The sequence below is a fragment of the Streptomyces otsuchiensis genome (assembly GCF_004305975.1).
In the GTDB taxonomy this organism is placed as follows: domain Bacteria; phylum Actinomycetota; class Actinomycetes; order Streptomycetales; family Streptomycetaceae; genus Streptomyces; species Streptomyces otsuchiensis.
In genome coordinates, this window is the sequence record NZ_BHZI01000160.1 from 1 (window position 1) to 12133 (window position 12133).

General features: G+C 70.7%; 18 protein-coding genes and 1 tRNA gene. 11 read left to right on the forward strand and 8 right to left on the reverse strand.

Going from position 1 to position 12133, the window contains the following annotated elements; translation table 11 throughout:
- Positions 1-67 precede the first annotated feature (67 nt).
- A tRNA-Gly gene (locus E0D90_RS16235) sits at positions 68-140 on the forward strand.
- A 44-nt stretch (positions 141-184) separates the two neighbouring features.
- Here the strand turns inward: E0D90_RS16235 and E0D90_RS16240 are convergent.
- Positions 185-1531 (reverse strand): MFS transporter, encoded by a 1347-nt coding sequence (locus tag E0D90_RS16240; RefSeq protein WP_130798992.1) that lies wholly within the window; start codon positions 1529-1531, stop codon positions 185-187.
- Positions 1532-1602: 71 nt separating this feature from the next.
- Between E0D90_RS16240 and E0D90_RS16245 the strand changes: the two genes are divergently transcribed.
- Positions 1603-2715, forward strand: a complete 1113-nt coding sequence (locus E0D90_RS16245; RefSeq protein ID WP_130798994.1) for a GlxA family transcriptional regulator — start codon at positions 1603-1605, stop codon at positions 2713-2715.
- Positions 2716-2779: 64 nt separating this feature from the next.
- Here E0D90_RS16245 and E0D90_RS16250 read toward each other — a convergent pair whose 3' ends face one another.
- Both E0D90_RS16250 and E0D90_RS16255 read right to left on the reverse strand, forming a co-directional pair.
- Positions 2780-3706, reverse strand: coding sequence for a phosphoribosylaminoimidazolesuccinocarboxamide synthase (locus tag E0D90_RS16250; RefSeq protein ID WP_103504322.1), 927 nt, complete (start codon positions 3704-3706; stop codon positions 2780-2782).
- 126 nt (positions 3707-3832) lie between these two features.
- Entirely contained in the window at positions 3833-4603 is a 771-nt protein-coding gene (locus E0D90_RS16255) for a serine hydrolase (RefSeq protein ID WP_130798996.1), read from the reverse strand.
- 167 nt (positions 4604-4770) lie between these two features.
- On the opposite strand from E0D90_RS16255, the gene E0D90_RS16260 reads away from it, so the two are divergent.
- From E0D90_RS16260 to E0D90_RS16280, 5 genes are all read left to right on the forward strand, one after another.
- Complete coding sequence (locus E0D90_RS16260) at positions 4771-5037, forward strand: hypothetical protein (RefSeq protein ID WP_130798998.1); 267 nt, start codon at positions 4771-4773, stop codon at positions 5035-5037.
- Positions 5003-5533 carry a DUF6879 family protein gene (locus E0D90_RS16265; protein ID WP_103504351.1) on the forward strand — a complete coding sequence of 177 codons (531 nt, stop codon included), beginning with the start codon at positions 5003-5005 and terminating at the stop codon, positions 5531-5533. The genes E0D90_RS16260 and E0D90_RS16265 overlap by 35 nt, the downstream gene beginning before the upstream one ends.
- Positions 5533-6378, forward strand: a complete 846-nt coding sequence (locus E0D90_RS16270; RefSeq protein ID WP_227870259.1) for a helix-turn-helix domain-containing protein — start codon at positions 5533-5535, stop codon at positions 6376-6378. Before E0D90_RS16265 ends, E0D90_RS16270 begins: the two co-directional genes overlap by 1 nt.
- A gap of 203 nt (positions 6379-6581) precedes the next feature.
- On the forward strand, positions 6582-7037 hold the full coding sequence (locus E0D90_RS16275; protein WP_103504325.1) for an NUDIX domain-containing protein: 456 nt from the start codon (positions 6582-6584) through the stop codon (positions 7035-7037).
- A 41-nt stretch (positions 7038-7078) separates the two neighbouring features.
- The gene (locus E0D90_RS16280; RefSeq protein WP_103504326.1) at positions 7079-8023 is read left to right on the forward strand and encodes a hypothetical protein; all 945 of its coding nucleotides are present in this window, start codon (positions 7079-7081) and stop codon (positions 8021-8023) included.
- 32 nt (positions 8024-8055) lie between these two features.
- Here the strand turns inward: E0D90_RS16280 and E0D90_RS16285 are convergent, their stop codons facing one another.
- The gene (locus E0D90_RS16285) at positions 8056-8523 is read right to left on the reverse strand and encodes a MarR family winged helix-turn-helix transcriptional regulator (protein ID WP_103504327.1); all 468 of its coding nucleotides are present in this window, start codon (positions 8521-8523) and stop codon (positions 8056-8058) included.
- Positions 8524-8840: 317 nt separating this feature from the next.
- Between E0D90_RS16285 and E0D90_RS16290 the strand changes: the two genes are divergently transcribed.
- The 4 genes from E0D90_RS16290 (at position 8841) to E0D90_RS16305 (ending at position 10821) form a co-directional block, all read left to right on the forward strand.
- Positions 8841-9500, forward strand: coding sequence for a hydrolase (locus E0D90_RS16290; protein WP_130799000.1), 660 nt, complete (start codon positions 8841-8843; stop codon positions 9498-9500).
- 225 nt (positions 9501-9725) lie between these two features.
- Entirely contained in the window at positions 9726-10034 is a 309-nt protein-coding gene (locus tag E0D90_RS16295; RefSeq protein ID WP_130799002.1) for a GNAT family N-acetyltransferase, read from the forward strand.
- Positions 10021-10422 carry a (4Fe-4S)-binding protein gene (locus tag E0D90_RS16300; protein WP_130799004.1) on the forward strand — a complete coding sequence of 134 codons (402 nt, stop codon included), beginning with the start codon at positions 10021-10023 and terminating at the stop codon, positions 10420-10422. Before E0D90_RS16295 ends, E0D90_RS16300 begins: the two co-directional genes overlap by 14 nt.
- 9 nt (positions 10423-10431) lie before the next feature.
- Positions 10432-10821 carry a nuclear transport factor 2 family protein gene (locus E0D90_RS16305; RefSeq protein WP_227870260.1) on the forward strand — a complete coding sequence of 130 codons (390 nt, stop codon included), beginning with the start codon at positions 10432-10434 and terminating at the stop codon, positions 10819-10821.
- A gap of 67 nt (positions 10822-10888) precedes the next feature.
- Here the strand turns inward: E0D90_RS16305 and E0D90_RS16310 are convergent, their stop codons facing one another.
- The 4 genes from E0D90_RS16310 to E0D90_RS27890 all read right to left on the reverse strand — a co-directional run.
- The gene (locus tag E0D90_RS16310) at positions 10889-11080 is read right to left on the reverse strand and encodes a hypothetical protein (protein WP_130799006.1); all 192 of its coding nucleotides are present in this window, start codon (positions 11078-11080) and stop codon (positions 10889-10891) included.
- 44 nt (positions 11081-11124) lie between these two features.
- Positions 11125-11505 carry a VOC family protein gene (locus tag E0D90_RS16315; RefSeq protein WP_130799008.1) on the reverse strand — a complete coding sequence of 127 codons (381 nt, stop codon included), beginning with the start codon at positions 11503-11505 and terminating at the stop codon, positions 11125-11127.
- 252 nt (positions 11506-11757) lie between these two features.
- A complete protein-coding gene (locus E0D90_RS16320) occupies positions 11758-11961 on the reverse strand; it encodes a DUF397 domain-containing protein (RefSeq protein WP_130799010.1) in 204 nt (67 codons plus the stop codon).
- 30 nt (positions 11962-11991) lie between these two features.
- Positions 11992-12133, reverse strand: a 142-nt coding sequence (locus tag E0D90_RS27890; RefSeq protein WP_227870261.1) for a DUF397 domain-containing protein, incomplete at its 5' end; no start/stop codon positions are given.

Below are 12133 nucleotides of genomic sequence, written 5' to 3' on the forward strand. Positions count from 1 at the left end.
GGTGGCGGGAGCACTGGTGGTGGGGCTATATACTTTCCTCAGCACCGAGCGGAGACGCGCGGTGCACGCGGATGTAGCTCAGTTGGTAGAGCGCAACCTTGCCAAGGTTGAGGTCGCCAGTTCGAACCTGGTCGTCCGCTCAGAAGGTCAAGGCCCGGTCCTCGCGGACCGGGCCTTCGCCGTGTCATGGCACGGCCGCTTCCACCGGGCGCGGCGGGAGCGTGGCGGGCGAGGGCGGGACGCGGACGACCAGCGCGGTCAGCGCGGCGAGCAGGCAGCAGACCGCGAGCGCGAACCACACCAGGTCGTAGGAGCCGAAGAGGTCGCGGGCGGCGGCGCCGAGGAAGGCGGAGATCCCGGCGCCGATCTGGTGCGCCGAGTTGACCCAGCCGAAGACGATCGGCCCGTCCGCCCCGAAGCAGGCGGTGGTCAGGGCGATGACGGGCGGCACGGTGGCCACGTCGACCAGGCCGTAGACCACGACGAAGGCGACCATGGACGGCTGCACGGAGGCGGCGAACAGCAGCGGGAGCAGCAGCAGGGTCAGGGCGCGCACCGCGAAGTAGACGGCGAGGAGCAGCCGCGGGTCGAGTCGGTCGGTGAGCCAGCCGGAGCCGAGGGTGCCGAGGGCGGAGAAGACGCCGATGGCGGAGAGCAGTCCGGCGGCGACGGGTACCGGCATCCCGTGGTCGTGGGCGGCGGGCGCGAAGTTGGTCCACAGGATGCCGTTGGTGGAGGCGCCGCAGATCACGAACATCGCCGCCAGCAGCCAGAACACCCGGCTGCGGGCGGCTCCGGCGAGCACGGCGAGCGTGCGCCGGGCGGCGCCCCGCGTCGGTGGCGGCGCGGGCACGTCCTCGCCGGCGCCGTAGGGGCGCAGGCCGAGGCGGGCCGGGTGGTCGTGGAGCAGCAGCAGGACCAGCGTGGTGACGGCGGCGGCGGTCAGGGCGAGGGTGATCAGGGCGGGCCGCCAGTCGAAGCGCTCGACGCCGAGGGCGAGCAGCGGCAGGAAGAGCATCTGGCCGACGTGCGCGGAGGCGCTCAGCGCGCCGGTGACCAGGCCCCGGCGGGCGGTGAACCAGCGCTGGGCCACGGTCGCGGCCAGCGTCATGGTCAGTGAGCCGCTGCCGAGTCCGACCAGCACGCCCCAGAAGAGGACCAGTTGCCAGGCGGCGGTCATCACCGTGGTCAGGGCGGCGCCGGTGGCCACCAGCAGCAGTGCGCCGGCGACGACCCGGCGGATGCCGTAGCGGTCCATGAGCGCGGCGGCGAACGGTGCCGTCAGCCCGTACAGCACCATCGCGACGGAGGCGGCCAGGCCGATTGTGGAGCGCGACCAGCCGAACTCGTGGTGCAGGGCGGGCGTGATCAGGCCGGGGACGGTGGTGAACGCCCCGGCGGTGACGATCGCGACTCCCGCGACGGCGGCCACGCCCCAGGCACGATGCGGCCGGCGCGAGACGGGTCCGGGCCGGGGTGGAGGGGACGGCGGGCTCGTCGCGACTGCGGGGAGTTCCGGTGTGGCGGGCATGTCTCTCACGGTGGCCGGTCCGTCTCCGCGCCACGAGTGGCCGGATCGACATGCTGTGAAAGAATATGGCCATGCAGTCGACGAGCACGCGTGACCGACCGGATCTGAGGGCTCGGCCGTCCTCGTCCCCGGGGGACCGGCCGCACCGCGTCGTGGTCCTGGTACGGGACGAGAACCTGCCGATCGAGCTGGGCATCGTCCACCAGCTGTTCGGCTACGCCCGGTCCCCCGAGGACGGCCGCCCGCTGTACGAGGTGGTGACCTGCGCGCTGCGCCCCGGCGAGGTCGGCACCGACGCGGACTTCACTCTGATGATCCGCAACGGACCCGAGGCGCTGGCCGGCGCGGACACCGCGATCGTGCTCTCCTCGCACCTCGACCACCACCAGGCGGAGGCGACGCTGCCGGAGCCACTGGCCGCCGCGTTCGCCGCCATCCCGGCGGGCACGCGCCTGGCGTCGATCTGCACCGGGGCGTTCGTGCTGGCAGCCGCCGGGCTGCTGGACGGGCACCGGGCCACCACCCACTGGCGGTTCACCGAGCGGTTCCACCGCCTCTTCCCCCGGGTGGCCCTGGACCCGGACGTGCTCTGGACCCACAGCACGTCCGGCCCGCGCGAGCTGCTCACCTCGGCGGGCTGCGCGGCCGGGATCGACCTCTGCCTCCACATGATCCGCGCGGACCACGGCGCCGCCGTGGCCAACGAGGTCGCCCGCCGCGCCGTGGTGCCGCCCTACCGCGACGGCGGGCAGGCCCAGTACATCCGCCACCCGGTCCCGGCCGGACGGTCCACCGGCACGGCGCGGGCACGGTCCTGGGCGCTGGAGCGGCTGGACCAGCCGATCACCCTGGCGGAACTGGCCGCCCACGAGTCGATGAGCGTGCGGACCTTCAGCCGCCGTTTCCGCGACGAGACCGGGACGACGCCGCTGCGCTGGCTGATCCAGCAGCGCGTGGAGCGGGCCCGGCAGCTGCTGGAGGAGACGGAGCTCACGGTGGACCGGGTGGCCGAGCGGTCCGGGTTCGGCACCGCCGTGGCGCTGCGGCAGCAGCTGCACGCGACGATCGGGGTCTCCCCCAGCGCCTACCGGGCCACCTTCCGGGGCCCGGCCGGCCCGGACACGCGTCCGGGCGCGGACGGGGGCACGGACGGGGATACCGCCGGTGAGATGGCCGGCACGTGACGCCCGGCCCCGCCTGGGCCCGCCCCCGCCGCGCCGCTCAGGCCGCTCAGGCCGCTCAGGCCGCTCAGGCGAAGTGGTGGCCGGTCAGCAGGCGGTACGCCTCCAGGTAGCGGTCGCGCGTCTGGGCGACGACATCCTCGGGCAGCGCCGGCGGCGGCGTGTCGCCGTGCCGGTCCCAGCCGGAGGCCGGGGAGGAGAGCCAGTCCCGGATGTACTGCTTGTCGTACGAGTGCTGCGGGCGGCCCGGCTCCCACTCGTCCCGCGCCCAGAATCGGGAGGAGTCCGGGGTCAGCACCTCGTCGGCGAGGAACAGTTCGTCCTTCTCGCCCTCCGGGCTGCCGCCGCCCTGCTGCCAGCCGAACTCGAACTTGGTGTCGGCGAGGATGATGCCGCGCTCACGGGCGATGTCCCGGGCGTGGTTGTACAGCGCGATGGTGGTCTGGCGCAGCTGCGCGGCCTCACCGGCGCCGATCTTGCGGGCGATCTCCTCGTAGGTGACGTTCTCGTCGTGCTCGCCGACGTCGGCCTTGGTGGAGGGGGTGAAGATCGTGGTGGGGATCTCCGAGCCGTCGACCAGGCCCTCCGGGAGGGTGATGCCGCAGATGGTGCCGTCGCGACCGTACTCGTCGAGGACCGAGCCGGTCAGGAAGCCTCGGGCCACGCACTCGACGGGCGCCATGCGCAGCGGACGGCAGACGGTCACCCGTCCGGCCCAGTCGTCCGGGGCGCCGGGCGGGACGTCGGTGGACAGGACGTGCCCGGGGGCGATGTGGGCCAGCCGCTCGAACCACCAGAGCGAGAGCTGGGTGAGGATGCGGCCCTTGTCGGGGATCTCGGTGGGCAGCACCCAGTCGAAGGCGGAGATCCGGTCGCTGGCCACCATCACCAGGTCGCCGGCCTCGTTGCGGTAGAGGTCACGCACCTTGCCGGTGTGCAGATGCACCAGTCCCGGGACCTGGGCGGGCTCAGGCACTTCCACGAATCCGGGCACGGCTTCTCCTTGGCGAGCGGGAACGGGTGTCAGCGGTCATTGTCTCCCGCACTCGTCCGCCCGGCAGCGGCGGGCCGCGCCGGGCTGTCCCGTTTGTCGCCCGGGGGCGCGGTCTCTGGACCCGCCTCAGTCGCGGAGCGCGCCGACCGCCGCGACCGAGACCGCCTCGACCAGCTCTACACCGGACTGGAACGTGGCGTGCCCGTCGGAGACCACGGCGATCAGGTGGTCGCCTCCGGCGGCGGAGATCCGTCCGATGCTGTTGATGTCCCACAGACCGGTGCGGGTGCGCGGCAGCCAGCCGTTCTTGAGGGTGAACGGGCCGTCGGCGGCGGCCGAGACGCCCCACCGCTGGTCGGGCACCACCTGCCGCAGCAGCCCCACGACGTACGCGCGGCTCTCCGCGGTGAGCGGGGAGTCCTGGCCGTGGCCGTGGATCGCGCGGAGCAGGGTCACCTGGTCGGCGCTGGTGGTCTGGGTCAGTCCCCAGTGCCCGTCCGGGTCCGAGGTGGTGGCGGTGAGGCCGAGGCGGCGGTTGGCCTCGTCGAGGGCTTCGCCCCGGCCGAGTTGGTGCCACAAGGCGGTCGCCGGGTCGTTGGCGCTGGTGGTGATCATCGCGTGCGCGTGGTCGTGTTCGGCGCCGGTCAGCTCCCGGTTCTCGTCCTGGGCGCGCAGCAGCAGCGCGGCCAGGAGGTCCACCTTGACGATGCTGGCGGTGTCGTACCGGTCCTGCCCGAACGTCGCGCTGCGCGCTGGCAGTTCGAGCTCTGCGACGGTGACGGACAGCCGGGCGCCGGACTCCTCCACCAGCGGTGCCACCGCGACGGTCAGCCGGGCGTCCGAGCCCGCCGCCGGGCGTGGGTCGCGCGGTTCGGTCTGCTCCGGTGCGTTGGTCACGACGGCGACCGTAGCGCCCCTACGGCCGGTCGGCCCACCGGCCCGGCCGACCAGGGTCGCTGTCACGACGCGATCGGCGCCCGCGCAACCAGAACCTCTTGACCGCATCGGTCGGTTGGGTGACGCTCAAGCGATCCGCCGCAATCGGAACGACACAGGGAGAGGCCATGCGCTTGCGTTTCCTGGGGATCATCCCGAACACCGGCAAAGACGACTCGCCCACCATCTGGCTGGACGAGAACAACGGAGACCTCCTGATCCAGTCCTACCGGGCGACGGAGGAAGAGGTGAAGGCGTGCGCGGAGATCGGTTCGATTCCCGGCCACAGCACGGGCGTTCCGGACCACGAGGAGATCATTCGGTTGCCGAAGGTCATGATCCAGTACATTCCTCGATCGGATGGAGGAACCGCCGGTGAAGCCTCCGGCGCGTGAACCGTTGTCTCGTGCACGGCGAACCGCGATCCATCTGGAGGTTCGTGATCAGTACGCGAGCACTGATCACGATTTCCTCGAATGGCGTGAAGGACGCCGCATATTCACGCCGGAGAACCGTGCGGACTGGTGGGAAGGCTGGCACGACGTGGTACAGGCTGCCGTGGCCCGCGGGGTTTCGGTCCGTCGTGCCCGCGTGGTCTCGGAACCCCTGTCGGAGTACGTCCGATGGGAGCACGAGTACACGGTGACCAACGTGACCGCCGGCGAGGACGTCCGCTGGCTTCCGCGACGCAACGCCAGAGACCTGGCGGTGCCCGCCGTGGACTTCTGGGTGTTCGACGGCGAGTTGGTCCTCTTCCATCACTTCAGCGGTGACGGTTCCCTGATGGAGCGAGAGTACGTTGACGACGCGACCTTGGCCGCGTGGTGCGTAAAGGGATTCGAATCCGTCTGGGAGCGGGCCACGCCTCACGGGGAGTACAAGCCGCTCTAGTGCGATCGACATCATCCAGCGCCCACGAGGCTCGGCAGGCATTGGCCCATCGTCTTCGAGAGTTGGCCACGGATGCTGGGCTGGACGGCAAGGACCTGGCGACCCGGTGCGGCTGGCACCCCTCGAAGGTGTCGCGGATCTCGACAGCGAAGACACAGCCGAGCGAGCGCGATATCCGGTCGTGGTGCCACGCCTGTGACGCAGAAGACCAGATAGGCGACTTGATCGCCTCACTTCGAGCCGCAGAGGGCACCTGGGTGACGTGGCGCCGTCTGGAGCGCGCGGGACTCAAATGGTCCCAGGAGGAACGACTGCCGCTCTACCAGCGCACTCGACGCTTCCGCTCGTACAGCGCATGGGCCCTTCCCGGACTTCTCCAGACCTCCCAGTACACCGAGGATGTGCTCCGGGCGGTCCAGCGGCAGCGGGTCCCCGTGGATGACGTGGCCGACGCGGTCGCGGCCCGCATGGAACGGCAGCGAGTGCTGCGCGAGGGGCGGCGGGTCTTCGCGTTCCTGATAGAGGAACCCGTTCTCAGAAACACCCTCTGCACTGCGGAAGCGCAGGAGGAGCAGCTGGATCACCTCCTGGCTGTGAGCACATCGCCCAATATCAGTCTCGGTATCGTTCCCGTCACCCGGCGACGCCCTCAACTCCCGGTCGAGAACTTCTGGATCTACGACAACGCGCAGGTGAACGTGGAGTTGGTGTCCGGGTACCTGACACTCACTCAGCCCAGTGAGGTGACAGCGTACTCGGACACCTACGCCAGGCTCGCTGATATGGCGGTCCACGGCGCGAGAGCGCGTTTCTTGATCGAGAAGGCTCGGGGTTCCTCCGCCTGACTGGCCTGCAATCGTGCGCAATCGACTGTGAGTCTGCTCTGATCCGTTCCTACAGTGATCGTGGGTCCGTTGACGTGAGGGCGGCCCTCACAGGAAGTTCTCAACCGCCGAGCCCGCGGCTTCGAGCGTGACCCGCGCCCACGGCACCGGTTACATCAGTTGTCGCAGGCGCGCTCGACGCTTGCCCGATCGAAAGAGTGCGCGTGAAGCGAATCGTTGCCCGAGCGTGGAAGCTTGTTCGTGGCCCCCTGCAGTGGCGCATCCTGTGGTTCGCGCACGCCAAGTTCATGATTGGCGTGACGGGAGTGGTGCGAAACGAGAACGGCCAGGTCCTCCTGCTCAAGCACCGTATGTGGCCAGCCGATCGCCCTTGGGGGCTTCCCACCGGGTACGCGATCAAGAGCGAGGAATTCCCCGAGACCATCGTCCGGGAGGTCAGGGAAGAAACGGGGCTCGATGTGGTTCCGGGGCCGCTGGTTCAGGTGACCAGCGGCTACAGACTCCGTGTGGAGATCGCGTACGAGGCCCTGTGCACAGGTGGGACTCTCAAGATCGACGGCTTCGAGATCCTGGAGGCGAAATGGTTCAGCGTGGACGCACTCCCGGCCGGGATGCAGGAGTGCCACGTCCAGCTCATCAAGGCGCGTTTCCCGAACTGACGGAACTCGCTCCGAACGAGTCTGTCGCGGGCACGAACGCGATGGCGGCACTGGTCGCGATGCGCGCTGACGTCTCGCCGCTCACAGGGCGGCATCCGGCCCACGTGTTCAGGCCGCTGTCGGAAGTGCTCGGGCTGTGGGCGGCTGATGGCATCGACACCACTCCCTTCCGTGCTGGGGTCGCGAACGCCGAGCGGCGGTACGCCCGGCACGGGCTGATGAAGATGCTCCCGCTCGAACGGGTCTGGGTCGGGTGTGAATCCTCGCGCGCTGGAGCTTTCGGCGGCTTCCACCACCCGGACCAGGGGTACCGGCACCTGCAGATGGCCGCCGTCATCACCATGTACGGCCCCATGGAACACCGAAGCCCCGAACGTCCGTCGCCGGCCCTGCTCGACCTACTGCGCGCGTACGCGCATGACTGCCTTCACTACGGATCGCGCCGGCGGTACGTGGACATCGCCGGAGCCCCCGTTCGCACTCAGTACGGCATCAACTACCGCCGTGCGACCGGGCAGACCTACTCGGCTGCCGATGAGGGCGGGAGCCGCCACACGCGGAACCTCGGCATCGTCATGGAGGGTGCGTGCGACAGGGAGGCACGTGACATCACGCGGCTGACAGCTGAGCGCTTCGGCATTGCGGAGCCCTCGGACCTTCTTGGATGCCTTGCCTTCCGAGACATGACGGGAACGCTGACGGAGGAAGACGTCCGGCACCCGCTGGACGCGCCCGGGAGCACGGAGCAGACGCGGTACGCCGCGACCCTCCGGAGCTACGAACTCAGCGTCAACCGCCCGTATGAGCGCTTTCTTGAGGAGTTCGCTCCTGGGGAGGAGTCCGCGTGTCACGCGCGGCTGCTCGCGGCGATCGTCAGCGGTGATGTGGTGGAGCTGGGGGCGTGGCTGGACGAGCGGCACGGGCCCGGGGCGTTCACGGGCCTGTTCCGCTCTCCGGGCTACTTCGAGCCCCGTTTGACCGCGTAGACAGTCCCGGCCGGCCCCGCCACCTCCTGCTGTCAGTCGGGCTGTGTCTCCATGTGCGTGAGGACGCGGGCGGAGATCCGGCCGAGGGTGTCGAGTTCCTCGGGGGTGAGGGCGTCGACGAACAGGCGGCGGACGTGCTCCACGTGGATGGGCGCGGCCTCCTCGATGGCCCGGTAGCCGGCCGGGGTGGCGAGGATGAAGGCGCCGCGTCCGTCGTCCGGGCACTCCTCCCTGGCCACCAGTCCGCGTTTCGCCATCCGGGCGACCTGGTGGGACATGCGGCTCTTCTCCCACTCCACGCGCTTGGCGAGGTCCAGCAGGCGCATCCGCCCTTCGTCGCTCTCCGTCAGGCTGGCCAGCACGATGAAGTCGGCGGCGGACATGCCGGAGTCGGACTGGACCTTCCGGGAGAGCCGGCCGATCAGCTTCTCCTGCATCCGGATGAAGCTGTCCCAGGCCACCTTCTGCTCCGGATCGAGCCAGCGAGGCGTTGCGTTCATGGGGGGAGCGTAGCCACACCGGCGGCAGCTCCTCCATCCCGTGGGTGCGGTCGTCTGCGGTCGGCGCCTCGGTTCTCCGGGGTGACGCCATCGGGTCGCGGCCGGAACGCGGCCGGGCCCATGGCCGGGCCCGGCTAACGCGGCCCCTCGCGATACTAGTTGACACATCAACTAGTACCGCCCTAACGTAGGTGACACATCAACCACACGATGAGGGCGGCAGCCGGTCCGCCCGCGCACGGTTCAGGGAGGGCACCGCACCGAGAGGTCGGCGCCACGCCCGAGCCCGTGGACTCAGGACCCAGAAGGGGATTCCCATGAGCACTGAGAACAAGGCCGGACTCGGCGCGTTGCTCACGCCCGAGGAGAGCGTCCTCGTGCTGATCGACCACCAGCCGTTCCAGTTCGCCAACCTCAACAGCCACGAACCGGCGATGGTGGTCAACAACGTCGTCGGCCTCGCCAAGACCGCCAAGCTCTTCGAGGTGCCGACCATCCTGACCACGGTCCTGGAGGACCGCGGCGGCCATCTGCTCCAGGGTCTCCAGGACGTCTTCCCGGAGCAGAAGCCGATCGACCGCACCTTCATCAACACCTGGGAGGACGAGCGCGTCGTCGACGCCGTCAAGGCGACCGGGCGCAAGAAGCTGGTCCTCGCGGGCCTGTGGACGGAGATCTGCCTGGCGATGCCCGCCATCCAGGCGGCCGGTGAGGGCTTCGACGTCTACGCCGTCACCGACGCCTCCGGCGGCGTGTCGGCCGAGGCCCACGACATGGCGGTACGGCGGATGGTCCAGGCGGGCGTCACGCCGATCACGTGGATGGCCGTCCTGGGCGAGTGGCAGCGCGACTGGGCCCGGGAGAAGACCCTGCCGGGCGCCGCGCAGATCCAGGCGCAGCACGGTGGCGCCAGCGGTGTCGCCTTCGCATGGGAGACCCAGCTCTTGGCCGCCGGGCGCGGGGACTCCACCTCCTGACAACCGTCCCTCGGACCGTGCCCCGCACGGCCCGAGGGTCCCGACGCGGCCCGAGGGTCCTGACGCGGCCGGAGGGAGCGCCGACGGCGCCCGAGCGGTCACGTCACCGTGGCGCGCCGAGCCCGCCGCGGGCGGCGCCCCCCGCCCGCCGCACAGACTCGGGGAACAACCACCCGCGCGCGGCCCGTTCGGGCCGACTCCGCGCGGCGAACCGATGGAGAACACATGACAGTGGACGTGCGTGACGTTCCCGAGGCCAAGCGGTACGAGGCCCGGGTCGACGGAGCATCCGACCTCGCGGGCCGGGCCGACTACATCCGCACCGCGGAGCTCATCGCCTTCGTGCACACCGAGGTCTCCCCGCAGTACGAGGGCCGGGGCGTCGGGGGCGCGCTGGCCGCCACCGCCCTCGACGAGGCGCGCACGGCCGGGCTGCGGGTGCTGGCCACGTGCCCGTTCATCGCCGGATGGATCGCCCGGCACCCCGACTACCAGGACCTGCTCTACCAGGCCCGCAGCAATGTCAGCGACTGAGCGGCCGGGCTCGGCGGCCCGCAACGGGGCCGGTGCCTGGGCCGATGCCGCTGCCGGTGGTTCCGACGACAGGACCGGTTCCGGCGGCGCGCCGGGCGCGGAAGCGCCGGGCCGGAGCGCGGTGAGGGCGTACCGCGGCCGTTCGATCACCGTGACCTTCGAGGCGGGGCGCTGCCAGCACGCCGCCGAGTGCGTCCGCGGCCTGCCGGAGGTCTTCGACCCCGCCGCCCGCCCGTGGATCCGGCCGGACGGGGCGGACGTGGAGCGGGTCGCCGAGGTGGTCGGGCGCTGCCCGTCGGGCGCGCTGCGCCACGCACGGACGCCGGTCGACGGCGACCCGGCGGAACGCCGGACGCGGGATCCGCGGACCACCGACGACAAGGGATGAGGAACAGCCATGACCGATGACACCGACGGCGACCGGGCGCGGCTCAACACCGACATCGTCCTGACGGCGATGCGCGAGCTGTTCACCGAGAAGGACCTCACGGCGCTCGACCGCCACTGGGCCGAGCCCTATGTGCAGCACAGCCCGGGGATGCCCGGCGGCCTGGAGACCCTGCGCACCGTGGAGCCCGGCCTGGAGGGCTTCTCGTGGGAGCCGCAGCGGGTCGCCGCCCAGGGCGACCTCGTCTTCACGCACAGCGTCGTCCATGGGTGGGCACCGGATCCCGTCGTGATCGTCGATGTCTTCCGGCTGGAGAACGGCCGGATCGTCGAGCACTGGGACGTCGTGCAGGATCTCGTCCCCCCGGAGGCGACGGCGAGCGGCACCCCGATGGTGTGACGCGGGAGGGGACGGGTCAGGGGACCCCGGCCCCGCCCCCGGCCGCATCAGGTCAAGTCGGGTCGGGTCAGGTGAAGACCCGGATCAGCGACCGCACCGCGGTCATGACGCCACGCCAGACCCAGGTGAGCGCGCCGCCCGCGACGGCCATCTCGGCGGAGGTCTCGGCGACCGTGGCCCGCTTCTTGCCGTCACGGCAGCGCGGGCAGGATCCGGGCCAACTGCGCTTCTTCGCACCGCACTTCTCGCATTTCGCCATGCCTCATTCTCCACAGCCCGGGGGCGGGGGACGGCCGGGGTGCGTCAGAGCGGTGCGAGGCGCGCCCTGAGGAGACAGAACTCGTTGCCCTCGGGGTCGGCGAGGACGTGCCACGGCTCCTGCCCCGTCTGCCCGACATCGGCCGGACGGGCGCCGAGCGCCAGCAGGCGTTCGAGTTCGGCGTCCTGGTCGCGGTCGGTGGCGTTGACGTCGATGTGCAGACGGGGTCGGTGCGGCTGGGGATCGTCGCTGGGGCTGAGGATGATCGTCGGCTGCGGGCCGCCGAATCCCTCGCGCGGCCCGATCTCCAGCGAGCCGTCGTCCTCGCGGTCGAGCACCACGAAGTCCAGTACCTCGCACCAGAAGTGCGCGAGCGCCTCGGGGTCGCGGCAATCGAGCACCAGCTCGCTGATCCGACACGCCATGACCAAACCTGCCTTCGTCCGGGGAGCCGACGGGGACGTCACACCCGAGACTCATGCTCTCGCCGCCACGTCGGTTTCGCGACCGTAACCGGCGGGGCAAGCGGGTACGAACGATTTCCTGGCCGCAGGGGCGACGTGGGCCCGGCCCCGTGCACGGCCGCAACAAGCCGCGATGCCCCAGCGCCGGCCTGCGGCGCTGGGGCATCGAACGGAGAGGAGCGGCGAGGCGCGGAGAAGCCGGGCGGCGCGTCCTCAGCCCGTGATCCCCCCGGTCCTGACCTCGGCCACGAACCGCGAGAACACACCGGCCGGAACTACCAGCACCGGGCCGGACGGAACCTTCGAATCACGCACCGGCACCACACCATCCACGGCGACGAGATTCGCCGCCACCTCCACACAGTCGCCACCGTTGTTGCTGTAGGAGGAGCTGAACCACACAGGGGTATCGGCCATCGCAGGACACCTTCTCTCCACAGTCACCGGTCAACGGCCGGTGCTGACCTCGGCCACGAACGAGGCGAACGCAGCGGCCGGAACCACCAGCACCGGGCCGGACGGAACCTTCGAATCACGCACCGGCACCACACCATCCACGGCGACGAGATTCGCCGCCACCTCCACACAG

Bases quoted from the DNA above. Each gene is read 5' to 3' on its own strand.
- E0D90_RS16280 (WP_103504326.1), top strand. From the start codon at position 7,079: ATGGCGGCACTGGTCGCGATGCGCGCTGACGTCTCGCCGCTCACAGGG.
- E0D90_RS16290 (WP_130799000.1), top strand. From the start codon at position 8,841: ATGAGCACTGAGAACAAGGCCGGACTCGGCGCGTTGCTCACGCCCGAG.
- E0D90_RS16310 (WP_130799006.1), bottom strand. From the start codon at position 11,080: ATGGCGAAATGCGAGAAGTGCGGTGCGAAGAAGCGCAGTTGGCCCGGA.
- E0D90_RS16320 (WP_130799010.1), bottom strand. From the start codon at position 11,961: ATGGCCGATACCCCTGTGTGGTTCAGCTCCTCCTACAGCAACAACGGT.
- E0D90_RS16245 (WP_130798994.1), top strand. From the start codon at position 1,603: ATGCAGTCGACGAGCACGCGTGACCGACCGGATCTGAGGGCTCGGCCG.
- E0D90_RS16295 (WP_130799002.1), top strand. From the start codon at position 9,726: ATGACAGTGGACGTGCGTGACGTTCCCGAGGCCAAGCGGTACGAGGCC.
- E0D90_RS16315 (WP_130799008.1), bottom strand. From the start codon at position 11,505: ATGGCGTGTCGGATCAGCGAGCTGGTGCTCGATTGCCGCGACCCCGAG.
- E0D90_RS16285 (WP_103504327.1), bottom strand. From the start codon at position 8,523: ATGAACGCAACGCCTCGCTGGCTCGATCCGGAGCAGAAGGTGGCCTGG.
- E0D90_RS16260 (WP_130798998.1), top strand. From the start codon at position 4,771: ATGCGCTTGCGTTTCCTGGGGATCATCCCGAACACCGGCAAAGACGAC.
- E0D90_RS16300 (WP_130799004.1), top strand. From the start codon at position 10,021: ATGTCAGCGACTGAGCGGCCGGGCTCGGCGGCCCGCAACGGGGCCGGT.
- E0D90_RS16305 (WP_227870260.1), top strand. From the start codon at position 10,432: ATGACCGATGACACCGACGGCGACCGGGCGCGGCTCAACACCGACATC.
- E0D90_RS16240 (WP_130798992.1), bottom strand. From the start codon at position 1,531: ATGCCCGCCACACCGGAACTCCCCGCAGTCGCGACGAGCCCGCCGTCC.
- E0D90_RS16265 (WP_103504351.1), top strand. From the start codon at position 5,003: ATGGAGGAACCGCCGGTGAAGCCTCCGGCGCGTGAACCGTTGTCTCGT.